We start from the raw sequence: 25287 nt of genomic DNA on the forward strand, positions 1-25287 counted from the left end.
TGACGTTATGACTATTCTAAATAAAAATTTTTGTATCGGGTTATTATGTGTTATTTCCACGAGTGCACAAGCAGCACTTTCCTTAGACCGCACACGAGTGATATTTGAAGGTGATAAAAAATCTATTTCTTTGAATGTTGCAAATACAAGTGAAAAACTACCTTATCTTGCTCAAGCGTGGATTGAAAATGATAAGGGCGTTAAAATCCAATCACCATTTGTTGTTGTTCCTCCTGTACAGCGAGTTGAACCTGGAAAACCGACACAAGTTAAAATAGAAGCTATTAATGTCTTACAAGCATTACCACAAGACAGAGAAAGTGTATTTTATTTTAATCTAAGAGAGATTCCACCTAAGAGTGAAAAAGCTAATGTTTTACAACTAGCGTTACAAACTAAAATTAAGCTTTTCTATAGACCAGAAAAGTTAATTATGAGTGGAACGGATATTATTAATAATCCATGGCAAGAGAAGGTAATACTACAAGAAAATAGTAGTAACTACACTGTTGAAAATCCAACACCGTATTATGTTACTATTGTTAATATGGCAAAGGATGAAAAAAGTAAAACAGATCCTAATTTCAATCCAGTTATGCTAGCGCCATTTGGTAAAGATACTATAAATGTTAATCCATCAGTATTAGGTTCTAAACCTGTGATTACGTATATTAATGATTATGGTGGACGTTCTCAGGTATCTTTTTCTTGTGTAAGCAATAAATGCGCTGTAAAAGAAAAAGGCTAATGATGAAACTATCAAATTCTATTTTGTATAAAGTTGTTGGATTAGTTGTTTTTTCTTTATCTTTAAATGCAATGGCACAAAAAGATTCCAATCAAACACTATTCCGACCGTACACTAGTACTGAAGGTATTGATGGTGCTAGAGGGCAGCTTTATGTTTATGGTTCTCTTGTTGAGAGTCCTTGCAAGTTAGCAATGACATCTAAATATCAAGAAATTGATTTAGGTATTATTAGTACTGCTGAACTTCAAAGTATTGGGAAGGTCGATAAATCAATACCTTTTTCTATTGAACTAATAGATTGTATTAGAACACCAGCAAGTGCAACAAATGAAAAGTTGGGTACTTCTTTTTGGAGTCATATTCAACCATCTGTTAAAATTAAATTTTATGCCAAAACAGTTCCTTTTTACCCTAATCTAGTTTCTGTTACTGGCGCAGAAGGTTTTGGTTTAACTATCCTGGATAAAGATAAGAAAACAATATCGTTGAATGAATATGCGACACCTGAGATTTTACAGCCTGGGCAAAATATTTTGACTTACAGTTTAGCACCAGTACGAACCTCTCAAGATTTAAAAGCGAGCAGCTATACAGCGATTATTTACTTTTTACTATCTTATGAATAGAGATATTTATTATGAAAATGATAAAAGAAATAATTTTAATAATATTTGCTCTTATTTTTATACCTAATATTTCCTATTCTGCTTCTTCAGGAAGTAATCAGACTAATATCTATATTCATGGTTCAATATTAAGCGCTCCTTGTAAAGTAAGAAATAAGATTATAAATGTAGAATTTGGCGATATTATTGGCAAATATCTTTATATACACGATAGAACACGTAGTATCCCTTTTTCTATTGAATTAGATGATTGTAAAACTAATATAGCCAATTCTGTTATTGTTACTTTTACTGGAACCTCTTCTTCCGGTGAAGGATTAGGTGGTTTTCTTGCATTGGATAGCAGCAGTGTCGCCTCTGGGGTAGGGATTGGGATAGAAACAGATAATGGGAAATTTTTACCCCTAAATCAAAGTACAAAGGCTATGAATTTAATTAATGGCTATAACGCTTTAGCTTTTAAAGCCTTTGTTAAAGGTGATGATAGAGTGTTAAGGAATAAGTCACTAGGTTTTGGTGAGTTTTTGGCGACAGCTACATTCGTATTGGAATATCCATAAGGTTATATATTATGAGAAAGCTATTTGTATTTCTATTATTTCTCCCGATGCTATCTTTTGCTAATAACGCTTGGTATGTAAGTATTCCTAATTATAGGATTAATCCAAGTGCTGAGTGGGGTAAACAGTTCGAATATACTGCAGTGTTGTATCTAAGTGAGGAGGGTTTAAAATCAAAGGAACCCTTAAATGCTAATTGTTTGAACGGATGTTGGATAGGCGTAAACACACAAACTTTATCTCATGGCCCTGAAGATAAGCGTTATCTCGATGAAGGACAAACAAAGACTTATTTTAAAGGTACTACTGTTGGTGACGCTTTAACAGCACTCTATAACAATATCGGTACCTACTATTATGTACATCAGTCATCAGCACCAAATAGAACAGCCGAGGGTACCATATGGTGTGGTGCAATTGGTATATCTGACTCGGGTGCTGATGGTCCGTCATATAAAATAATGGCTGGAGGAGAGTGTGGTAGCCTACCTAATCCACCTAATGTGGAATGTTCTTTAGAGACAACAGGAATTGATTTGGATCACGGCGAACTTGCTGTAGATGACGTGGCAGGAAATACTGTGTCTGGTGAATTTGTCATTCGCTGTAACTATGAAGCTAAGATGTATTTATCGTTAATGAGTCCTAATGAAGAAAATAGTAATCCTTATATAGGTACTAGAGTAAGATTAAGACAAAATGAACTATATAGCATACTCACTATTAATGATAAACCAGCTGTAGATAGGACTAAGTTTAATCTATCTGCTAATGATAACAGATTTACGGTTACGTCCACTCTTATCATTCCTACAGGTCAAGTAGAGCCTGGACCATTTTCAGCTTTTGCTTTTGTTGTTATGTCGTATGTATAAAAATTTTTGTACATTTTATCTCGGGTGAGTTGTTGTGTAAAAGTTAAGAGAATTCTTTACTCTCACTCATCAAGGCAAATTCGTAATACGCGCTTTTTTATCTGATACACCGTATATTTTTATTTATCACTATCAACTGATTATCTAGACTGATACAACAAAAAAGAAAGATATGCTTAAAAAATAAAGCTCACTCTAATATTTCGATTAAAGTGAGCTTGTTTTAAATATGATATTAAGTGACTAATTTAACTTATTAGTCTTATTCTTTAACCTTAAAGATCGACACTTTATCAGTTAAGTTTTGTGCTTTTTCATCTAAAATCATTGTTGAAGTTGCACCTTGTTCAACCAAGGCCGCATTTTGCTGAACAACAGAATCCATTTGGTTAATAGCGACTGCGATCTGTTCAATACCCACTTTTTGCTCTTCTGATGCAATACTAATACCTTGCATGATATCGCTAACTTTAGTAATAGAAGAGACGATATCCTGCATATGCTCACCTGATCTATTTACTAATTCTCTACCATGAGCCACATCCGCAACGGCTCCTCTGATAATTTGGTTAATTTCACGTGCAGCATCCGCACTTCTCGCTGCTAAATTTCTCACTTCTGTTGCAACAACCGTAAAACCACGGCCTTGCTCACCAGCACGTGCAGCTTCAACGGCGGCATTTAATGCCAGAATATTAGTTTGGCTTGCTATGTTATTAACCACATCATTGATTTCAGCGACTTTTAATGTTCCTACCTCAATTTTCTTCATTGAGTTAATCGCATCATTCATAATGTTAGAGCCATCAATTGCTAAATCGCGGGTTTCTGCGGTAATCGAGTTTGCTAAAATCGCATTATCAGTATTATTTACTACTGCAATTTTTATCTCTTCCATACTTGCTGCTGTTTGTTGCAGAGCACTTGCTTGCTCCTCAGTACGTGAAGAGAGATCTTGGTTGCCAGAAGCAATTTCTGCTGAACCTTTTTTGATCTCTAGTGCTTCTTCTTTAACAAGTTGAATAGTCGATGTTAGTGCAGTTTGCATGTCACCCACATTAGAGAACAAGGTGCCAAACTCATCATTTCGTTTCTTAGGTAGAGTAAAACTTAAATCTCCCTCTCCCACTTTCTGCAAAATGGCTGATAATGTATTCAAATTAAAGATAAACGTTTTATTGACCCAACGGATGACAATATAAAGAAGAACAAGAATGATCCCCAGTGCAATAATCGTTGTGTAAAGTGACAACTGTACCATCCAAACTTGCTGCGCTTTAATGTCATCATTCACACCTTTAGTGATAATAAGATATTCATCAAAGAGATCAGATAAGCGATTAAAATCATTGGAGAGGTTTGATTCTGTGTAATCTAGCGTATCGATAGGTGCAATCAGCTCATCGAGAAGATAATAGAATAGCACTGATAATTGTTCTGAATTACGTTGAGCATCAGGACTTATCTTCTTCACGCCTACCCAATGTGTAATCGTTGCTTTTGATTTTGTCGCCAGCTCTTTTGCTTCAGTAACAAGTGATTTAATTGTTTCTTGCTTATTCACATCCGTCATTGTTTTCAACAACATTAGGTAGTTGACGTGAGAACGAATGGTTGCTAATTCATACCTTGCTTCTTGTACACTATTCAATCTGGTATTCAAGGAATCCAATGATGCAAAGTTTTCTTGCATTCTATAAATAAAAAACGACGACAATACAGATGATAATAAGAAAAGAACTAATAGTATGATAGAACCTACTTTAGCTGATCTTTCAATACTCATGAAATAATCTACCCCGGCAATAAAATATTACAAATGTACTCATTTATCGGCACGAAATAGATTTTATTTACTCATTAATCAGAATTATCAATACAAACACTTATTACAATTCTCAATCAATGATACCTATTGGTTTTTTACTCTGTTTTTAAACAGTTAACAAAAATAATATACCATTATGAAATAGTATTTCAGTGTTATTAGTTAGTAGGCAACTAAATTTTGACTTTAATTAAAACTAAAAATAAGTCAAAAATTTAAACGCAGAAAAAAACAATAAACATTGAATACTCTATAAATATAAAAGCGATAAATTAATATTTTTTAATAATACTAATCCATCAATAATTAATATCTACATTTAAAATAATCAGCGATTCGTTTTATAAGATATCTTTTTTATTAGTTACATAAATAATTTGTACTTGTACACATAAAAATTAGTGATTTTGAATAACCAATAGACACACTGTCTCATTTTGAGAACAGTGATATAATAAGTTTAATGAACTTAAAAACTCTGATGATTTACGGAGCCTTACCCTGTATGCAACCCCAATTTGAAAACGCGAAAAACACCGTAAAAACGTTATCAGTGTTTGATTTTGATGGCACGCTAACCTATCACGACAGTTTTATCCCTTTTCTAAAATTCGCCTTTGGCAAACGTAAATTCTCACGCCGTTTGATTAAAATGGTATTACCAACATTACGTTGTTTTAGACGCAAACTCACGCGCGATGAATTAAAAGAAGTGTTGATTAAAACCTTCCTAACCAATATTGATGAGCAATGGTTAAAAGAAAAAGCAGAAGAATTTTGCAAGCTTTACTGGAGCAAATTAATGCGCCCTACAGGCTTATTAGCTGTTGCAGAAGAAGTGAAAAATAATGCTGAAGTGACAATTTGCTCTGCATCACCTGCAATGGTATTACAGCCATTTGCTGACCGCTTAGGCATTAAATTAATTGGTACAACACTTGAAGTGGTTGAAGGTGTATTAACAGGTAAAATTATTGGTAATAACTGTCGTTGTGGTGAAAAAATCAAACGATTAGAAAATATTTATGGGGATTTGACACAATATCATTTAAGAGCTTGGGGAGACTCTCGTGGCGATCATGAATTGCTTTTTGCCGCACAAGATCCTCATTGGCGTCACTTTCATACAGATCGTCGTAAAACTAAAAATTCGCCAATCAAAATTACGACAAAAAAAGAGTCATAATAACTTACTCTTTTCTTATCAACACAAACCATAGCCCCCGCAAAAGCGAGGGCTATATGATAGAGTCTTAGATATTTACGCCGTGCTGTGATGCTAACGCACTTAAACCACCCGCAAAACCTTGACCAACTGCTTTGAATTTCCACTCTGTACCATGGCGATATAACTCACCAAAGATCATTGCAGTTTCTGTTGATGCATCTTCAGAAAGATCAAAACGTGCAATTTCAGTGTTATTGTCGTTGTTATAAACGCGCATAAAACTGTTGCTAACCATACCAAAGTTTTGTTTACGGTTTTCTGCATCATAAATAGTAACCGCGAATACTAGTTTTTTCACTTCAGCAGGGACTTTTGATAAAGTGATTTTGATTTGCTCATCATCACCGTCGCCTTCCCCAGTACGGTTATCTCCTTGGTGTTCAACGCTTCCACATTGACTCACTTTGTTATTAAAGAAGATAAAACTGGCGTCTGAAAGTACTTTTCCATCTTCACCTACCATGAATACTGACGCATCTAAGTCAAACTCTGCGCCATCTGTCACGCGGGCATCCCATCCTAGACCAACCATAGCAACCGACATAGTTGGTGCTTCTTTAGTCAGAGAAACATTACCACCTTTAACGAGGGAAACTGCCATATCAAAGCTCCTACTTTATTGAATAAACTGGCAATCACATCTTATGACTACCAGTGTAGTTAGTATTTTATCGATCCGCTATCAAGAGGCATTAATACCGTATTGAGCACAAACTGAACCTAAGCCCCCTGCATAACCTTGACCTACAGCACGGAATTTCCACTCTGTACCATGGCGATATAACTCACCAAATAACATTGCAGTTTCCGTTGAGGCATCTTCCGTTAAGTCATAACGAGCCACTTCGATTTGGTTGTCATCATTAACTAAACGAATAAATGCACCTGATACTTGGCCAAAGCTTTGGCGACGTGCTTGCGCATCATGGATAGTGACAACGAAGATAACCTTATCGACATCATTTGGGATCATGTCTAATTTGATTTTCAGCGCTTCATCATCACCATCGCCTTCACCTGTGCGGTTATCGCCAGTATGAACAACAGAACCATCAGCAGATCTTAAATTGTTATAAAAAATGAAATCGGCATCGCTACGCACTTTTCCATTTGCAGCTAACAAAAATACAGATGCATCTAAGTCAAAATCTTGACCATCTGTAGAACGGGCATCCCAACCAAGTCCGACAAGGACGTTTTTCATCGTTGGGGCTGCTTTGCTCAGAGAGACATTACCACCTTTAGAAAGAGAAACGCTCATTTTATAACCTCTTTAGTTTTGTTTTTAATATTCTGATTTCTCAAGAATATTTATTAATTTGTCTTACCTTGATCATCTTTTTTTTCTGGGAATACAAAACTTGCAATAATCCCCAGAGCAAGAACACCAAGCACTACAAATAGGCTAGTTGTCGCGGAAATGCTGTATCCATGTTGCCAGATATGGTCTGTTGCATTTAAACCTAGTTTTACGGCAATAAAGAACAACAACACAATAACCGCTTTTTCAAGGTAAACCAGATACTGTTTTAACGCTTCTAACACGAAGTAAAGCGTACGTAAGCCTAAGATTGCGAACATCATTGCACTATAAACAATAAGGGGTTCACGGCTTACTGCGATAATAGCGGGAACCGAGTCGAAAGCAAACATCACATCGGAAAGCTCTACAACAGCCACACACAACATAAGTGGTGTTGCATATAACGCGGCTTTTGTACCACGACCGATAGTAATCTCTTTGTTTTCTGGTTTTGCTAATTCAGCATCAACTTCTTTTTGTGTTAACAAGAAAGCGTGCCCAGTGATTTTTGGCCATATAGGGAAAAATCGTTTAACTAAGCGATAAGCAAGATGTTGTGAATAGTCTTCAATCTCTTCACTGTCATCACCGCTTTTCAGCATCATCACTGCCGTCCAAGCAACGATTAAGGCGAATACTATCTCAACATATGGTCCTAAACTTAGCAGTCCTGTACCGATGGCAACAAAGATCCCACGGAAAACGATAGCACCGATAATACCCCAATAAAGAACGCGGTGACGGAAGCGATCAGGTACCGCAAACCAAGAGAAAATCGCCATCATGACAAACAAGTTATCAACGGAAAGCACTTTCTCTAATGCATAACCTGTTACGAATAAGCTCGCAACTTCTGCACCATGGTGAATATAAAGGAATCCTGCGAATACCATTGCAATGGCAACCCAGAATATAGACCAAAAGATGGCATTCTTTAACGTTACTGGCTTATCTGCACGATGCATAAATAAGTCGATAAAAATAGCGCCAATCGCAAGTACAACAAAGACAATGACAGTTTCTGTCGGAAAACCAATATGTGTGGATACCATAATAATTCCTGAACGGTTCCCTATATAAAATTAATTACAAACCAAATTCTGCGGGCTGAAAGCCTAATGCAATGGCAATAGCACGCACAGCTTCTTTTTCATCATTGTCAAAATCACCATCACTTTTCGCAACAGCAATACCGACACGAATAGCTAATTGCGCAGCTTCTGGCTGATCTTTCATTGCCAGAATATACTTCATGGTTTCGCCTTTACCGACTTCAGTATCAAATTCGAAACTCAAGATTAGCTTATTAAAGAATTCGATAACTTCAGAAGTATCAAAAACTTTAAGTTCATCCGATGCTTTTAAAAAACCAAGCATCTTCTGTTTTTCTTCAGAACTGACACCGTCACTCGCAATGGCAATACGCGCACAAACTGCAACTGTACCTTGCATAAATTTTTTATTTTTAAAGCGACCAACTTGCTTGGCTAACTCAGAACGGCTTGTATTAAAACCTTCTTTTAATTTATTAAAAAAACTCATGTTATTTTTCCTTATATCTACTTGATCACTTAGAACCCGCTGTCCAGCGAAATCCCCACCCATACGCATTATCCATATCACGGTGGCCTTTAAAAAACTCATTGAGACGTTCAACTTTTATTGATCCGTTCTCATTAACTAGTCGGGCAATAGCACACATACCACGACCATTATTACCGTCAGTTAAGCGTGTTTCGATAGGTGGCTGATCAGGTACATGAATGGTAACCACACCATCCGTTTTGCTCCAATTCGGTACACCTTCATAAATAAACGCGAAAATAAGCACTTGCTTAATATTTTTCCATTCACGCCCATTCACAAAGATCCATTCACCACCAGCAACATCTCCGGTACGATCATCACCTTGCAATTCAACATAAGGAATTCGATTGAAATCGCCAAACCCGTTTCCTAATGCTTGAATAACGGACTTATGTCCTTGCTGAAGTTCAACAAATGCACCAATATCTAAATCGATACCTTTGTTGCCACCGAACAAACCACCTAATAACCCAGAGCCCCCACTTTTACTTTCGCGGTGCCAATCAAGGTTGATTCGAATTTTACCGAAGTCATCTTTCTTCGTTAGGCTGATTGCTGGTTTCTCTTTAGTTAAAGAAACTTTACTTAAGTTCACCGAATTTGGCGCTGGAGCTGGTTTCGGTGCTGGTGCTGGTGCTGGTGCTGGTGCTGGTGCTGGTGCTGGTTCAGAGTCTGCAATATCAACACCAAAATGTTCAGCTAATGGCTGTAAACCACCGTTAAATCCTTGAGCGATAAAACGGAACTTCCAGCTACCATTACGACGATATAATTCACCTAAAATTAATGCAGCTTCAGAACGACCGTTAATATCAACATTACCATTCGCGACAACTTCATTATTAGCATCAACTTGAATTGATAATCGTTGTAAATTTGCAATAGTTTGTTGACCGTCACAAGTCGCTGTAAACGCGATTTTTTCAACATCTGGACGTAAACGCGTTAAATCTACAGTAAAAGATGTGCTGTTTCCTGCTGTTGCATAGATAACCGTACGATCATCATTAGCCGTCTGTCCATAAAACACCATATCGGTGTCGCCTTTCACTTTACCGGACGCATAAAGCCTAAAAGCAGACACATCAACAGGAGCACCTGATTGAATTCTAATGATTAATGTCTGATTAGGAACAGGTAAGTTCCCACCTGGAGTCATATTCATTTATCGCACCACCGTAGCCACAATATCGGGCATCATGTCGTTAATAACACGACCTTTACAAGGCGCACCAAACGCAGTGAAATCCCATTGACCATGATTACGTTGCAAAGAAGCAATCACAATACCGGTATGAGAGCCTTGCTCTGTTAAGGTATAACGCACCAGTTCTTTGTTAGTTGTTTTATCAACAACACGACAGAATGCGTTTTCAACTTCATTAAATGTTTGTCCACGGAAACTATTTACTGTGAATACCAAGTATTCAACATTTGTTGGTAAACGGTCTAAATCAACAAAAATTGTTTCATCATCGCCATCACCGTCACCCGTTAAGTTATCACCAGAGTGAATAACTGATTGACAACTTGATTTTAATTTTCTAAACCAAATGGTATCGATTTGATTGCCACTTGCGTCAAGCAATACGCAACTTGCATCTAAATCAATAGAACCACCACCACCAAAAAGACCGCCTAACAATCCTTTTTTCTTAATCGGATCCCAGCCCAAACCAAACATTAAATGGCTCAGTGTAGGTGCTTGTTTACTGAGAGAAACTGTTTGATTCTTGCTTAATGAAACCATAATTAAATTCCTTCAGAGGTAGAGTGAAACAATAATGCCATTTGTGATTAATTCCATATCGTGAAAATCATCATATCATGATGAAGTACATGAGCAAGACTATTTTTACCGCCAGAATCTAAAGTTTTGTCAATCAATTGATTTTGTTTGTATTTTTATGAGAGAAAATTATAAAAATACAGAGTAATCATAATAATAACGCTATTTTTTAGTCTAATTTAAACCAAAGTCAAATAAATCATATTATGATTGACACAGTTCTTCGAAATCTTCATGATTATAAGCATTGAACCCTACACTTTTATTTCACGGTATACAGAGTAATGAATAACACAATTTGGTTTATGGAAGGTTTATCATCACAACGCGATATAATTCAAAGTGTTAAAGACTTTGCAAAACAGCAGCACCAAGAAATCTTTGTGCTCGCTTCTCATCGTCATACTCGAAATGAGATTTTATCACTTGCTGATGGGGCTTTTTATGAACCTCTTGAAGAGACATTACGCTTAAAATTTATCGCTGATGTTGTAAAACAACATCAAGTCAGAGCCATTCATACTGGGCGCAATAGCGCATGGTTTGAATTACACCGCCAAGAAATTGAGTCATTAGGGGTAAAATTAACCACAGGTGCAACTGAGCTAGGACAACTGCAATTAGCTGATAATAAAGTCGCTTTTGCACAAGCTATGGAACAATGCGGTCTTCCTGTTGTACCTTCCATTTACATTGACTCAATCGATGAATTAGAAAAACAAATAAAAAACCCACCTTTTGGTGAGATCCCTTTATGCATTAAGCCAATAAAAGGCATTTATGGAATGGGCTTTTGGCGCTTTGATAATCAAGTTTCACCAATGGCACTGTTTAATCACCCAGAAAATCGCCAAGTCAATCCTCAACAATATCTTGATGCATTAAAAACAGTTGAACACTTTGAACCATTAGTGCTCATGCCTTATTTACCCGGCCCTGAATACTCTGTTGATATGGTGGTTGAACAAGGCGATGTTATTGCAGCTGTAGCTCGACGCAAAGAAGGCGCAATACAGCATTTAGAAATTTCAGGTGAAGCCTATGAATTAGGCAAAGCGTGTGCAACAGCGATGAAAGCCGATGGGCTGGTGAATGTGCAAACTCGAAATAATCATCAAGGTCGCCCGCAGTTACTTGAAATTAATATGCGCCCTTCGGGGGGAATTGGTTATACCCAACATTGTGGAATTAATCTTGCCGGTATTTTTGCTTTACGCCAATTAGGATTAATGAGTATTGAAGAGGCTCAAGCCCAAAATAACCATTTTACACCAACAAAAATACGCTCAATCACCGATTCTATTGTTTTCAATTCAACGTTAACAAATTTAATCAGTACGGATAATAATTAATAATGAAAAATAGTATAAGTGACTCAGCCGTTTATCGTCGCCCTCTTTCTTGTGGCACATTAAGTGTGACGCCAAATTGTTCTATTGAGTTACTTGATGAATTATTTGATATTGCAGAAAGACGCAACCCTAAGCGTGCATTTTTATTTGTCAGTAAAGTATTAGGCCGACATATCCCTGTTTCGCCGAAGAAAATGCGTGAAACCTACCAAAAACTTGCCAGTCAGTTTCCTGATTCACTCGAAGGCCCAGTTCTGTTTATTGGTATGGCAGAAACCGCTGTTGGTTTAGGTGCTGGTATTTTTGATGAAGTGAGAGATCGCTTTCAACAAGCGATTTATTTAACATCAACACGCCACCCTGTTGATAAAGGTGAGTTGCTATGTGAGTTTAAAGAAAATCACAGCCACGCAACTGACCACTTACTCTATTTGCCTAAAACAGCAGAGCAACGCCAATGGGTACAACAAGCAAAAACCGTAGTATTAATTGATGATGAAGCGACTACGGGTAATACCTTCATTAACTTGCTTTCAGCACTGCGTGAAGACGGTGGATTAACCCATATTAAGCAGGTTATTGCGGTAACCTTAACTGATTGGAGTGGTGACGCTATCGCTGAACGCTCCCCATTACCGATTAAAACCCTCTCCTTAGTACAAGGGACGTGGCAATGGGATGCCGATCCAAATGCGCCTTTACCTATTATGCCTAATGTCAATATCACAGCATCAGGGCAATTTGCGATCACGGGTAAACAGAGCTGGGGTCGATTAGGCATGACAACGCCCGCAAGCGATCTGGGTTTATCTATCAATGCTTCTTTGGGTGAAAAGATCCTTGTTTTAGGATCAGGAGAGTTTGTTTGGGAACCGTTCTTATTAGCTGAACGTCTTGAAAAACAAGGGGCTATCGTAAAATATAGTTCGACAACACGTTCACCTATTTCAACCAATTTTGCCATTCAATCAGCAATTACATTTACTGATAATTATGGTTTAGGTATTCCAAACTTCGTCTATAACGTAGCACATCAACAATTTGATCGCATTTTGCTTTGTTGTGAAACACCAGCCGAAAGTATTGATAGCCAGCTGATTGAAGCCCTCAATAAAGTGGCACCTATTGTTGAGGTAATTAGTTATGACTAAACCTGTTATTTTAACTGATCTCGATGACACCCTATTTCAAACACGTCGTAAGATGGTGGATGAATTAGCACTAGAACCCTATAAAACTGGCGCACTAGATAGAAGTTTAGAACCTCGTAGCTTTATGACTCAAGAACAAGCGATGCTGGTAGATTGGATGTTAGAGCATGCGGATTTAATTCCTGTTACTGCACGCGGAACGGAAGAGATTAGCCGAGTCACCATTCCTTTTCATTCTTGGGCGATCACCACACATGGGGCGGTAATATTAACACCTGAAGGTCATGCTGATGCACAATGGCAAAATCACATCACTCAAAGCTTAGCGCTCTATACACAACGTTTGTTGACTCTACAACAATCAATTACACAATTAATGGCAGAACGAAATATTGATGGTTGGGCACGTATTAACTATGAATACAGTGATTTACCTATTTATTTAGTCATGAAGCATAACGATAGCACTCGATTAGACGAGCTATACACCATAGGTGATGAAATAGAAAAAATATTCTCAACTGAAGGTTTTTATATTCATCGTAACAGTAATAATATTGCTTGGTTACCTGAGCCTATTGAAAAAGGCAAAGCCGTCACCTATTTGCTTAATAAATTAAAAGCAGAACGCGGCGTATTTCCTGTCATTGGTTTAGGCGATAGCCTAAGTGACCATCGCTTTATGAAATTATGCAGTTGGTATGGGCTTCCTCGTCAAAGTCAGTTTGCGGATGCGATCAACACAAAAATTTTTGGAGAATAAACATGATGGATCATAAACCTTTTTCAGGATCTTATGTATCAGGTGATGTCGATTTTCTACTTCAACCGGTTAATATCGAAATGACGCCCGTTGAATTAAAAGAAGAGCTGATACAATCAGGTAAACGACACTATTCTGACATGCTAAGTCAAGAGCCAGAACCAACGACATGGCATTTAGATCTCTTTGAAAAAGCGCTAGAAACCGGTGCTACACGTTTAGCCACTGAAGTCATAATGTTAGCTAAATCATTGATTGAGCGTTTCGGTGATACCCCAATTATCTTGACAAGCCTTGTTCGTGCTGGTGTTCCTTTAGGTGTCATGCTGCAACAAACATTGCGCAAAATGGGAAAAACCTCTTATCACTATGGAATAAGTATTATTCGAGATAGAGGCATTGATAGTGAAGCGCTTTCATGGATAGAACAACGTCACGGTACAGAAGGTATTGTGTTTGTTGATGGATGGACAGGAAAAGGCGCAATTACGGGTGAACTTATTCGTTCATTATCAGGACGAAAAGGCTATCCAGCCCAACCTCGTCTTGTTGTCCTCGCTGATCCTTGTGGTTGTGCATGGTTAAGTGCTAGCGATGAAGATTGGCTTATTCCATTTGGGATCATGGGAGCACCTGTTTCAGGATTAATTTCACGTTCTATTTGGACTGAAGAAGGCTTTCACGGTTTTGTAGATTGCCAGCATTTAAAACAGTATGAATGCAGCCGTTACCTTGTTGATACTGTAGGACAATTCGTTGATATATTAATCAATAACGATATTCCATTAGCTACATTTAAAGAACAACAGTCAGACTTAAAAAGACTGAGCGAAAACGTCGTTAGTTCACTTGCAAACAAATATGATATTTCAAATATCAATCGTATAAAACCAGGTATTGCTGAAGCCACACGCGCTGTTTTACGCCGTGTACCTGATCATGTCCTTGTAAGAGAAAAAACCGATCCTGATGTCGCATTACTGGTTTATCTTGCACAGGAAAAAAATATTACTGTTATTGAAGCAGGGCAAGCGCTTGGTCAATACCGTGCAGTGACTATCATTAAAAAGGTGAAATAATGATTGAACGATTATCCCCATGGAACTTAGGGGCAACACTTTATATGCCGGCAACACGGACAGATATCGCGACAACAATTATTAACCAGAAAATTGAAGGGTTACGCTCTTTAATTATCTGTTTAGAAGATGCGGTGAGTGATGCGGATATTCCTGTTGCATTAGAAAACTTGGCAGTATTATTAAATACTTTAGCAGAACACAAAAAAAACAGTGATTGTAGCCATTGGCCACTGCTGTTTATTCGTCCTCGCCATACTGAAATGGGTCAATGGATCACTGAAAACCTTGATGTCAGTGCCATCGATGGCTTTGTTTTGCCTAAGTTTACGCAAGCTTCTCTGCCAGTTTGGTGGAAAATTATTGAAAATACGCAGTTATGTATGATGCCAACACTTGAAACAGAAGAAGTGTTTGATGTTATCCAAATGACAGAACTTGCAAATCACCTACTAACTCACCCTTGCCATAACCGAATTATTGCATTACGTATTGGTGGCAATGATTTAATGAATGTTATTTCTCTTAGACGTAATCGCCAATTAACACTTTATGATGGCCCTATGGGTTACGTGATAAAAATGTTGGTTGCTGTCTTTGGTGCTCGTCAATTTGCCCTCACAGCACCTGTTTGTGAACATATTGATGATCACCATATTATGGATAAAGAGCTTGCTCTTGATATTGCCAATGGTCTTGTCGGTAAAACGGCGATACATCCAAAGCAAATTCATAAAATTGAACAAGCTCTGATGGTTTCTCAATCCGACCATTCAGATGCATTGCGTATTTTAAATTCAACGCAAGCCGTCTTTAAATCACAAGGTGCGATGTGTGAACCTGCAACACATCGTCGCTGGGCATTGAGTATTTTAACCAGAGCTAAAATTTATGGTATTATTCCTAATCAACAAAATAATGCTCAGCGTTTTAACGCAACATAAAATATTCTATAACAGAGCTGTAATCTCTATGAGATAAAATAATTATCTTATATTGATTTCAATTTATAAGTTTCTAGTTAAAGCATGTTATCTTTAACTAGAACTTATAAGAATAACGCGAATTTTTTTATTTAAAAAAGTACATTTTTATTTCAATTATTAATTTATACTACATTTAATAGGAAGCTTATCTTATTTACTCTTGTCCACACAGAACAAGAATAATAAATATTATTGCTGACTATTTTAACACACAAATAACAGAATAAGTGGTAACTAAGCATGCAATTAAGCACCCGTCAGGTCAGAGTCTTTACACTGGCAATCCTTTTAAGCTCAGGAAAAAAGGTTCCAACTATTAAGATTATTTCTGCTCTTGAATGCTCAGAGCCTACATTAACTCGCGTATTAAAAGAGATAAGAGATTCTTATGGTGCTGAAATAAAATACAGCAAAGCCTCTCGCGCGTATCAAATGACTGAACGAGGCCAACTCGATAGTAAGGCATTACGTCGTATGCGTGAGGCATTATCCGCCAGTGAAGAGCTTCGTCACAATGGGATGACAAGCAAAGTTTATCTCGATAAAGATAAAAAGAAATCAGTTTCACTTTCATTAAAAATGTCAGCATTACGCAAGATCGATAGATTATCTTATTTAAATAATTCCACACGTAGTGAAGCTGTAGAATTATTAGTTGATCACTATATTGAAAATTTAATTCAATCAACACTCGCTGAAATAGCCGAGAAAGAAAAAGAAAAAAAGAATTGAAAGTAAATAATAAAAATTAACTTGATACTTCGGTATCAAGTTAATTTTTTAAAAATAAGAAAAAATAATAAAATATATAAAAACACTTATCTAATAAAATCATTTTATATATTTTCAACACTTTTACTTTATTTTAAGTATATTTAAAAACCAAAAAACAAATATATTAATCAATTGAATTTATTAGCTTTTATAATTATTATTATTTTTAGTTGAAATACGTATTTACACCTAATCATTATTAACCATTCAATTTTTGCCACACTTATAAATACGGACTGAATAAAACAGGCTTTCTTTAATAAAATTATATCGCTTCGTCACTCGATTTAAGAGGGATAAACAGGCCAATTCCTCTTTTATTTTGCTTTTCATACTATCTTCATTCAGATTAATAATATTGGACAATCATCACTGCGTTTTTTCTCCAATTTAATTAAACTAAGCATAATCTCAATTGAACACCTTCATGAGTCGGTTAGTATATTAATCGCTTATTTCTATCTCACTCACAGGATAAATGCATGAGAAGATTGCCAGTTTACCTTTTACTTGATACATCAGGTTCTATGTATGGAGAACCTATTGCAGCAGTAAAGAATGGCGTTGAAATGCTCTTATCAACACTACGCCAAGATCCTTACGCACTAGAAACCGCCTATATTTCTATCATCACCTTTGACTCAACCGCACAACAGATTGTGCCACTCACTGATTTAATCAATTTCAAAGTTCCTGATTTAGTCGCAAGTGGAACAACAGCATTAGGTTCTGCACTCACTTTAGTTTCTAATCGTATTGAAAAAGAAGTACAAAAAACCACGGCTGAGACAAAAGGCGATTGGCGTCCATTGGTTTTCGTGATGACAGATGGCGCCCCCACGGACGATTGGAAAAAAGGCGTTGAGAAATTTAAAGCAGCACGCACTGGCGTTGTTATTGCGTGTGCAGCAGGACAATCAGCACAAACAGATGTACTAAAAAATATCACTGAAATTGTATTACAGCTAGATACGGCAGACTCCAACACGATTAAGTCTTTCTTTAAGTGGGTTTCAGCCAGTATTTCTGTTGGTAGTCAAAAAGTCGATTTAACTAAGAAAGATATTAGTGATCTTGATGACTTACCGCCACCGCCCCCTGAGGTTAACGTTGTACTTTAAATAAAAAAGGAATGAATATGTCTGTTAGTTTAAAAAAAGGACAAGGTGTTAGTTTAAAGAAAAATGAATATGACCTTTCCTCTGTTACTATCGGTTTAGGCTGGGATATCAACGAAGAAAAACGCGGATTTCTTGGTGGTCTCTTTGGTAAAAAAAGCGAAGAATACGATTTAGATGTTATCGCCTTCTTATGTGGCGAAAACGGCAAAGTCAACGATTTGGGTAAAATCGAAGATGGACGACCTTCTCTCGTCAATGGCGATATTATTTTCTTTAATAGCCTACAACACAAATCAGGGCAGATTTGGTTAACAGGTGATAATCGAACAGGTGCAGGTGATGGAGACGATGAGCAGATCATCGTGAAATTAAACACACTTGATCCTAAATTTAGCAAAATCGTCTTTATTGTGCAGATTTACAATGGTCGAGAACTACAACAACACTTTGGTAAAGTACAAAATGCCTTTATCCGCGCCGTTGATGCCAAAAATATAGAAATGGCTCGTTTTGATTTATCTGGAGGCGAAGCCTTCAACAATCAACGTTCAATGCTGTTTGCTGAATTAGTCAGAGAAGAAAATGGCTGGAAACTTAACGCCATTGGTGAGCCTTCGAGTTCAGATAGCTTTATTTCTTACTTAAAGGACTTCACCTAATGAGAAGACTGCCTGTTTACCTGTTAATTGATACTTCAGGATCAATGAGAGGAGAATCAATTCATGCCGTTAACGTAGGGATACAAACAATGCTTAATGCATTGAGACAAGATCCTTACGCATTAGAAAGCGTTCATATCTCAATTATCACTTATGATAATGAAGCACGTGAATTTATCCCATTAACTGCATTAGAAGATTTCCAATTCTCTGATATCACCGTACCTAGCTCCGGCGGTACTTTCACGGGTGCTGCGCTAGAATGTTTAATCCAATGTGTCGATCGTGATATTAAGCGTTCCGATGGTGACCAAAAAGGTGACTGGCGTCCTCTCGTCTTTTTGATGACTGATGGCACACCTTCTGATGCTTATGCTTATGGTGAGGCGATTAAAGAAGTGAAAAAACGTTCATTTGGTTCGATCATCGCTTGTGCTGTTGGCCCTAAAGCCAAACATGATCACCTTAAAGAACTCACACCTCAAGTGGTCGCTTTAGAAACACTAGACTCTAATGCCTTCTCTGGCTTTTTTAAATGGGTCTCTGCCAGTGTCGCATCAGGCAGTTCAAGTGCAGGAGTGAATACGGATAAAGATACCTTACCGCCACCGCCTCCTGAAATCCAACTTGTACTGTGATCCGCAAAAGCAAAGTGCTCCAAAAGGCTTTGCTTTTATTTTATTCAGGCTTTGGTTTATCTACTCCAATACATAACAGCCACGATAAAGTAATAAGGTATAACAATGAGAAGGCTACCCATTTTCTTTGTTTTAGATTGTTCAGAGTCGATGATAGGTGAAAACCTAAAAAAGATGAATGATGGTCTGACGACTATTATTAGCGATCTCAGGCGAGATCCTCACGCTCTTGAAACTGCTTGGGTTTCTGTTATCGCCTTTGCTGGCGTTGCAAAAACCATTGTTCCACTCACTGAAGTCGTCTCTTTTTATCCGCCTCAGCTTCCTTTAGGGGGAGGCACTTCATTAGGCAGCGCGTTACGAGAACTTGCTCACCAAATCGATACTCAAGTTAGAAAAACCACGATTGAGCAAAAAGGTGATTGGAAACCTGTTGTTTATCTTCTTACTGACGGTAGACCAACCGATGATTACGCACAAGAGATAAAACGCTGGAAAGCCCACTACGCCGATAAAGTTAACTTAATTGCGATTGGATTAGGCTTAAGTGCTGACTTACACGCGTTATCACAATTAACTGAAAATGTGCTGTTATTTACTGAAGCACAAGAAGGCGATTTCACCCGTTTTATAAAATGGATAACGATGTCTGTGGTTTCTCACAGTCGCAGTGTTGGCGAGGAAACACCTCCACTTTTAAGCAAAACCGAGCAAATTGTTCGCCTTGCTAAAGATGATGTAGCTCGTGCCTATGATGAATCTTGTGTCACATTTGTCGGCCGTTGTAGCCACACTCGATCGCCTTATTTAATGAAATATGAACGCCCACCAATGAAAGCCTCTGGGCTTGATTTTAATCTCAACCTCAATGGGTTTAATTTAACGGGCTGCTACACCTTAAACGAAGATTACTTTGCATGGAGCGATCTCAGCGCTACGGCATATCAAGTGAATACCAGTGAACTTCACGGCACTCCTGGTTGCCCCTATTGTGGCAATGCCACCGCCTTCGCTGTTTGCCAATGTGGCAAATTACTCTGTGTAAATGGCCCAGAAACTGTTATTTGCCCATGGTGTGATAACAGCATCACCTTTGGAAATAACAGCAATCAATCTGACTTTGATGTCACTCGAGGTAAAGGCTAATGGATAAAAAAGCCCTACTCACAAAACTGATTATTGATGATACGCTAACTTCGCAACGCATTGCGATACATGAAGAACTGATTATTGCGTTATATGAAGATGCAGAAATCGCTCAATACATTGATTTTATTATTGGTAAAATCAAAGCAAAAACAGCAGAAAAAATTACACCACAAGATAAAGTACAACCTATTCTTCTGTTATTGCCACCTGCCCGCGAGTTAGCCTCTGAAGAAATATCATTACCAGAAGAGCCCCCATTAAAACCGGGGCAAATTCCCACACACTCATCACCAATGCCAATAGAAAAACCGATTATTCACCGCCCTACGGCCAAAATTACCCTTTCTAATGCCAAAGTCGGTACAGCGTTCAATTCTACACTCAGTATCGAACTAGATACCCTCGAAATTGCCAAAATTGAAGCGGTTGATTTTCCAGAAGTAGTTGGAATAAGCTTTGATCCTGAAAGTTGTTGCTTAGTGGGTACGCCAACAAAAAGTGGCAATTTCACATTGATTGTCCATTGGTCTGTAAATGCCATTCGCTATCACGATGAAGTCTTATTAATCATCAATCCTGATTCTCGTAGCTTATGGCAAATCAATGAGCCTCCCGCCGATAGCCTTTACCCCAAAGCGCATATTGATAGCAAACTTATTCTTAAAGATGACATTCGTATCGCAGGTGCAAGTCGTCGCGGTCGCTCTCATGAACATGCGGGCACATTCCGTGATGACGATTTTTATATTCATCACGATAACCAAAGCCAATGGAATATTTTAATTGTTGCTGATGGTGCTGGCAGTGCGCGCTATTCTCGTGAAGGCTCTCGGATTGCTATCAATACCGTAAGCCACTATTTAAAATCGCAATTAAGTGTGGAAAATAAAGCGCTTAAACCTCATCTTGAAACCATTTATCAATGGAATGACAATCACGCAATTAATCAAGTGGGAAGCTTCTTTGCTCAACTCTTCCGTAATGCAGCTCAATTAGCGATTAATAACCTCAAAAACGAAGCCATTCATATTAATGAGCCAGTAAAATCTTTTTCTACTACGTTATTAGCCACCGTTTCTTTGCGTATCAATGACGAGCTATTTGCGGCCTCATTTTGGATGGGAGATGGTGCTATTGCCGCTTATGGCCCAGCGGGAAAAGTCCGCATTTTAGGTATTCCAGATAGTGGTGAATATGCAGGACAAACCCGTTTCCTTGATGATAGTGCGCTCAACGATGCTGAATTTAATCGACGCATTATTATTGGTAAATGGAAAGAAATTTCACATCTTATTTTAATGACAGACGGCGTTTCCGATCCGATATTTGAAACGGATAATGGCTTACAAGATCCCAATAAATGGGCAGCGCTTATTGATGAAATATCGCCTTGTTTAGCCTCACCAGAAACCGCAGATCAAAAACTGGCCGAATGGCTAAATTTCTTTTCAGCAGGCAATCACGATGACCGCACTCTGGTTGTGGCTTGGTGATCATCAAAGAGAAAATAGGTGAGTTTCATGGCAGAGATCATTACCTGTACAACGCAAAGTGGAAAAACAGTTCAGTACGTCAATGAGATTATTGGCTCTGGCTCAATGAAAGATGTCTATTTTTCCCCTGACAAAACCTATGTTGTTGCCTTTTATAAGACAAAACAAAACGCACAAGCCAAAGATAGAATCGATATGATAACAGGCTCTTATCGACATAATATCTTTGAGCAAAGTGGTGGAGAATATTGGAAAAATCTCTTTTGCTGGCCAACAGATTTTGTTGAACATCAAGGCAAAATTGGTATTGTGGTACCAACGTATCAATCCCACTTTTTCTTTAAATATGGCTCTAAAAACAATGACTTTCTTGCCATAAAAGGCCGAGAAAAAGAAGGTAAATGGTTTGCAAGTGCAAATAACCAAAATAAATTTCTCGATCCTCGTGAAAGAGGCAATTTATTAAATTACCTGAAAGTCTGTTTATTGCTCTCTCGTGCTGTACGCCGAATGCATGCAGCAGGCTTATGCCATAGTGATTTAAGCTATAAAAACGTGCTTATCGATCCTGAACAAGGTCATGCTTGTGTCATTGATATTGATGGTTTAGTGGTTCCTGGGAAATACCCACCTGATGTTGTCGGAACACCTGATTTTATTGCACCAGAAGTGGTAAAAACCAGTCATTTACCGAAAGAAGATCCTAACCGAATCTTACCAAGTATCACCACTGATAGACACGCCCTTGCGGTATTAATCTATATGTATCTGTTTTATCGTCACCCTTTACGTGGCGGTAAAATTCACGATCTTGATGATGAAATGCGTGATGAGACACTCTCTATGGGTGAAAAAGCGCTGTTTATTGAACACCCAACAGATCGTAGCAATGCGGTAAAACTTAATCAGGTAAAACCATCATCTCTACCTTGGGCTGATCCTGAAAAAATCCCATACACGATTATGGGGCCATACCTGACGCCTCTTTTTGAAAGAGCCTTTATTACAGGGTTACATGATCCTTCGCAACGGCCTACCGCTGATGAATGGGAAACCGCTTTAGTCAAAACGGTAGATTTGGTTCAGCCTTGTCAGAATAAAGATTGTGAACAGCAATGGTATGTTTTTTCTGGAAAAACACAGCCGGTTTGTCCTTATTGTCATACGCCATATAAAGGGCAATTGCCGATTTTAAATCTCTACTCTTCCCGTAAAGCTGGTAGCTTCAGACCAGACGATCACCGCTTAATGGTTTGGAGTAATCAATCACTCTTTCCTTGGCACGTTAATCGCCTGATTGCGCCTAATGAGCGCACCACAGATGAACAAAAAAAGCGTGTAGGCTATTTTGTTTATCACAATTCAACATGGTGGCTGGTTAACGAGCGTATTGATGGATTAATGGTATTGCCAGAGAAAAGGAAAATAGCGATTGGCGATAAAATTGCATTAACCGATGGATTGCAATTTGTGTTATCGACAGAAGAAGGCGGACGGCTTGTTGTGGTGCAATTAGTCTCAAATTAATAAAGTAAGAGAATAATCCGTTTAGTTTATTGCGGGTTATTCTCTTTTTATCAATTCAACCTTTGTATTCATTTTTAAGAAGAACGCTTTTCGACCACTGATCTGAACGCTATGATTATATTTATTTCTAATAGTATTATTTAGTTAAGAAAAACTGTCCAATCTATCAAACTTTAGCCTTTAATTTGATATCAACGCAAAATCACATTTTCAGTGAGAACCCCTCAATACTTTTCTAACCTTCAATATTGGATACCAAGATCCCAGTTTATTAAGCCCTAGCATTTACAATACCGCATAGTGATAATTGGAGGGGCTAATGAATATTAAAAATAAAATCAATGTGCTAGAACTTATTTCACCAGAAATGAAGCAAGTTATGCAATATTATGCAGATAATCCGCAACCTGCGCCGGAAAGTAATGACTACCCTTCTATGCGCCTTGCTTATAATCAAGACAGACGTTATTGGAATGCAGACGCACCAGAGATGTTTAATGTAAAAGATATTTCGGTTAGTACTTCTTATGGAAATGTATTAACGCGTCTTTATCAACCCAAAGAAAAAACACCCGCAACTCTCTATTATCTGCATGGTGGCGGTTTTATTTTAGGGAATTTAGATACCCACGATCGCATTATGCGACTGCTTGCCAGCTATACTGGCTGTACCGTTATTGGTATTGATTATTCACTGTCACCGCAAGCGCGCTATCCCCAAGCCATTGATGAATCCGCACAGGTTTGTCAGTACTATCATCAAAATGCAAAACACTACAATATTAATACTCAATGTATTGGTTTTGCTGGTGACTCTGCAGGTGCCATGTTATCACTTGCCACCGTGTTATGGTTGCGTGACAAACACATTCACTGTGGCAAAGTGAGCGCAGCTTTACTTTGGTATGGATTATATGGCTTACGTGATTCCACCAGCCGCCGACTTTATGGAGGTGAATGGGATGGATTACGCCAGCAAGATCTCGAAGAATATGATAATGCGTATTTAACCGCACTTGGCAGTCGTGACGCACCTTATTATTGCTTATTTAATAACGATTTGACGCAAGATATTCCACCTTGCTTTATCGCCAGCGCACAATACGACCCACTTATTGATGATAGTGTGACGTTATTTAAAACGCTAGAAGCGCATCAATTACCTTGTGAATATAAAATGTATTCTGGCACATTACATGCCTTTTTACATTATTCACGTATGATGAAAGTGGCTGATGACGCCATCCGAGATGGCGCCGATTATTTTGTTAAACAACTCAAAAATTAAAACTCAAGATTACGAATAAAACGATAATCTGCCGACGCCTCTTTGAGTCGATATAGACTTGCAGGGCGTCCTCTCTCTGCCCGTTTTTCACCAGTATCAATCAATAAATCTGCCTGTTCGATGCGTCGTCTAAATGATTTTTTCTGGATCTCTTTCCCAATCAAAATTTCATGAACATGTTGTAATTCAGGCAAGGTAAACACCTCGGGTAATGCAAATCCGGGAACAATTGAATAGAGTGATTTTTGCTTTAATCGCTCTCTCGCTTGTGTAATTAATTCTTGATGATCAAAGGCTAAGCTTTGTTGTGTAACCTCATCAATAGGGCACCACATTACCGAATCCACAGTATCAATATGTGCTTCACAGGCTTGATGTGCAATCAACGCGGTATAACAAACCGTCACTGACCAACCTCTTGCATCACGCTGGCTATTTCCCACTGAACAGAGTTGCTCAATATAAGGGGGGATCACACCCGTTTTCTCTTTTAATTTTCTGAGCACTGTATCTTCAAGGCATTTGTCCTGCACTTCATCAACAAACCCACCGGGTAAACCCCATTTTCCTTTTTCAGGATGCTCTCCTCTTTTCACCAACAACACTTTTAACTGCTCTTCATGATAAGTAAACAGCACGGCATCAACGGTGATTAGTGGAGATAGGAAATCACGACGGTTATAACTGGCTAAAAAATCTTGTTCATTCATGACGGAAACTTTATTAGAAAACGATAAGGCTATTTTAAGGTTAAACAGCA

Annotated in this window: 26 protein-coding genes; 18 read left to right on the top strand and 8 right to left on the bottom strand. The window is 38.0% G+C overall.

The window, feature by feature from the left end; all coding sequences use genetic code 11:
- Positions 1-7 precede the first annotated feature (7 nt).
- Genes DK861_RS10020 through DK861_RS10035 form a run of 4 tightly spaced genes read left to right on the top strand, consistent with a single transcriptional unit; the run spans position 8 to position 2812 of the window.
- Entirely contained in the window at positions 8-748 is a 741-nt protein-coding gene (locus tag DK861_RS10020) for a fimbria/pilus periplasmic chaperone (protein ID WP_109399991.1), read from the top strand.
- The gene (locus DK861_RS10025) at positions 748-1377 is read left to right on the top strand and encodes a fimbrial protein (RefSeq protein ID WP_162556773.1); all 630 of its coding nucleotides are present in this window, start codon (positions 748-750) and stop codon (positions 1375-1377) included. Before DK861_RS10020 ends, DK861_RS10025 begins: the two co-directional genes overlap by 1 nt.
- A gap of 11 nt (positions 1378-1388) precedes the next feature.
- The gene (locus DK861_RS10030; RefSeq protein ID WP_109399993.1) at positions 1389-1937 is read left to right on the top strand and encodes a fimbrial protein; all 549 of its coding nucleotides are present in this window, start codon (positions 1389-1391) and stop codon (positions 1935-1937) included.
- Positions 1938-1948: 11 nt separating this feature from the next.
- Positions 1949-2812 (top strand): hypothetical protein, encoded by an 864-nt coding sequence (locus tag DK861_RS10035; protein ID WP_109399994.1) that lies wholly within the window; start codon positions 1949-1951, stop codon positions 2810-2812.
- Between the two features lie 262 nt (positions 2813-3074).
- Here the strand turns inward: DK861_RS10035 and DK861_RS10040 are convergent, their stop codons facing one another.
- Positions 3075-4598 (bottom strand): methyl-accepting chemotaxis protein, encoded by a 1524-nt coding sequence (locus DK861_RS10040; protein ID WP_109399995.1) that lies wholly within the window; start codon positions 4596-4598, stop codon positions 3075-3077.
- Positions 4599-5145: 547 nt separating this feature from the next.
- Here DK861_RS10040 and DK861_RS10045 point away from each other — a divergent pair.
- On the top strand, positions 5146-5826 hold the full coding sequence (locus tag DK861_RS10045; RefSeq protein WP_109399996.1) for an HAD family hydrolase: 681 nt from the start codon (positions 5146-5148) through the stop codon (positions 5824-5826).
- A gap of 67 nt (positions 5827-5893) precedes the next feature.
- Here DK861_RS10045 and DK861_RS10050 read toward each other — a convergent pair whose 3' ends face one another.
- From DK861_RS10050 to DK861_RS10075, 6 genes are all read right to left on the bottom strand, one after another.
- On the bottom strand, positions 5894-6469 hold the full coding sequence (locus tag DK861_RS10050; protein ID WP_006536042.1) for a TerD family protein: 576 nt from the start codon (positions 6467-6469) through the stop codon (positions 5894-5896).
- Between the two features lie 81 nt (positions 6470-6550).
- A complete protein-coding gene (locus DK861_RS10055; RefSeq protein WP_006536043.1) occupies positions 6551-7129 on the bottom strand; it encodes a TerD family protein in 579 nt (192 codons plus the stop codon).
- A 53-nt stretch (positions 7130-7182) separates the two neighbouring features.
- The gene (locus DK861_RS10060) at positions 7183-8223 is read right to left on the bottom strand and encodes a TerC/Alx family metal homeostasis membrane protein (protein WP_109399997.1); all 1041 of its coding nucleotides are present in this window, start codon (positions 8221-8223) and stop codon (positions 7183-7185) included.
- A gap of 34 nt (positions 8224-8257) precedes the next feature.
- Positions 8258-8713, bottom strand: coding sequence for a tellurite resistance TerB family protein (locus tag DK861_RS10065; RefSeq protein WP_072064327.1), 456 nt, complete (start codon positions 8711-8713; stop codon positions 8258-8260).
- 25 nt (positions 8714-8738) lie between these two features.
- Positions 8739-9923, bottom strand: a complete 1185-nt coding sequence (locus tag DK861_RS10070; protein WP_109399998.1) for a TerD family protein — start codon at positions 9921-9923, stop codon at positions 8739-8741.
- Positions 9924-10508, bottom strand: coding sequence for a TerD family protein (locus DK861_RS10075; protein ID WP_072064329.1), 585 nt, complete (start codon positions 10506-10508; stop codon positions 9924-9926).
- Positions 10509-10831: 323 nt separating this feature from the next.
- Here DK861_RS10075 and DK861_RS10080 point away from each other — a divergent pair, with 323 nt between their 5' ends.
- The 13 genes from DK861_RS10080 to aes all read left to right on the top strand — a co-directional run bounded on the left by DK861_RS10080 (position 10832) and on the right by aes (position 24527).
- Positions 10832-11899, top strand: a complete 1068-nt coding sequence (locus DK861_RS10080) for an ATP-grasp domain-containing protein (protein ID WP_109399999.1) — start codon at positions 10832-10834, stop codon at positions 11897-11899.
- Positions 11900-11901: 2 nt separating this feature from the next.
- Positions 11902-13050: a phosphoribosyltransferase domain-containing protein gene (locus DK861_RS10085; protein WP_109400000.1), complete on the top strand. Its 1149-nt coding sequence runs from the start codon at positions 11902-11904 to the stop codon at positions 13048-13050.
- Positions 13043-13813 carry a hypothetical protein gene (locus tag DK861_RS10090; RefSeq protein WP_109400001.1) on the top strand — a complete coding sequence of 257 codons (771 nt, stop codon included), beginning with the start codon at positions 13043-13045 and terminating at the stop codon, positions 13811-13813. The genes DK861_RS10085 and DK861_RS10090 overlap by 8 nt, the downstream gene beginning before the upstream one ends.
- Before the next feature lie 2 nt (positions 13814-13815).
- Complete coding sequence (locus DK861_RS10095) at positions 13816-14892, top strand: cysteine protease StiP family protein (protein WP_109400002.1); 1077 nt, start codon at positions 13816-13818, stop codon at positions 14890-14892.
- Positions 14892-15836 (top strand): HpcH/HpaI aldolase/citrate lyase family protein, encoded by a 945-nt coding sequence (locus tag DK861_RS10100; RefSeq protein WP_006536055.1) that lies wholly within the window; start codon positions 14892-14894, stop codon positions 15834-15836. Before DK861_RS10095 ends, DK861_RS10100 begins: the two co-directional genes overlap by 1 nt.
- Before the next feature lie 282 nt (positions 15837-16118).
- On the top strand, positions 16119-16610 hold the full coding sequence (locus tag DK861_RS10105; RefSeq protein ID WP_006536056.1) for a hypothetical protein: 492 nt from the start codon (positions 16119-16121) through the stop codon (positions 16608-16610).
- A gap of 524 nt (positions 16611-17134) precedes the next feature.
- Complete coding sequence (locus tag DK861_RS10110) at positions 17135-17773, top strand: VWA domain-containing protein (protein ID WP_072064334.1); 639 nt, start codon at positions 17135-17137, stop codon at positions 17771-17773.
- A 17-nt stretch (positions 17774-17790) separates the two neighbouring features.
- A complete protein-coding gene (locus DK861_RS10115) occupies positions 17791-18432 on the top strand; it encodes a TerD family protein (RefSeq protein WP_072064335.1) in 642 nt (213 codons plus the stop codon).
- Positions 18432-19070, top strand: coding sequence for a VWA domain-containing protein (locus tag DK861_RS10120; RefSeq protein ID WP_072064336.1), 639 nt, complete (start codon positions 18432-18434; stop codon positions 19068-19070). The genes DK861_RS10115 and DK861_RS10120 overlap by 1 nt, the downstream gene beginning before the upstream one ends.
- 105 nt (positions 19071-19175) lie before the next feature.
- The gene (locus DK861_RS10125) at positions 19176-20216 is read left to right on the top strand and encodes a TerY-C metal binding domain-containing protein (protein ID WP_109400003.1); all 1041 of its coding nucleotides are present in this window, start codon (positions 19176-19178) and stop codon (positions 20214-20216) included.
- On the top strand, positions 20216-21712 hold the full coding sequence (locus DK861_RS10130; protein ID WP_109400004.1) for a PP2C family serine/threonine-protein phosphatase: 1497 nt from the start codon (positions 20216-20218) through the stop codon (positions 21710-21712). The genes DK861_RS10125 and DK861_RS10130 overlap by 1 nt, the downstream gene beginning before the upstream one ends.
- 27 nt (positions 21713-21739) lie before the next feature.
- A complete protein-coding gene (locus DK861_RS10135; RefSeq protein ID WP_109400005.1) occupies positions 21740-23239 on the top strand; it encodes a lipopolysaccharide kinase InaA family protein in 1500 nt (499 codons plus the stop codon).
- Between the two features lie 319 nt (positions 23240-23558).
- The gene (gene aes, locus DK861_RS10140; RefSeq protein WP_072064340.1) at positions 23559-24527 is read left to right on the top strand and encodes an acetyl esterase; all 969 of its coding nucleotides are present in this window, start codon (positions 23559-23561) and stop codon (positions 24525-24527) included.
- On the opposite strand, the gene DK861_RS10145 is transcribed toward aes, so the two are convergent.
- Positions 24524-25237, bottom strand: coding sequence for an NUDIX domain-containing protein (locus DK861_RS10145; protein ID WP_006536068.1), 714 nt, complete (start codon positions 25235-25237; stop codon positions 24524-24526). The two genes, aes and DK861_RS10145, sit on opposite strands and share 4 nt — an antisense overlap.
- Positions 25238-25287 lie beyond the last annotated feature (50 nt).

This window comes from Proteus sp. TJ1640, from assembly GCF_003144445.1.
In the GTDB taxonomy this organism is placed as follows: domain Bacteria; phylum Pseudomonadota; class Gammaproteobacteria; order Enterobacterales; family Enterobacteriaceae; genus Proteus; species Proteus penneri.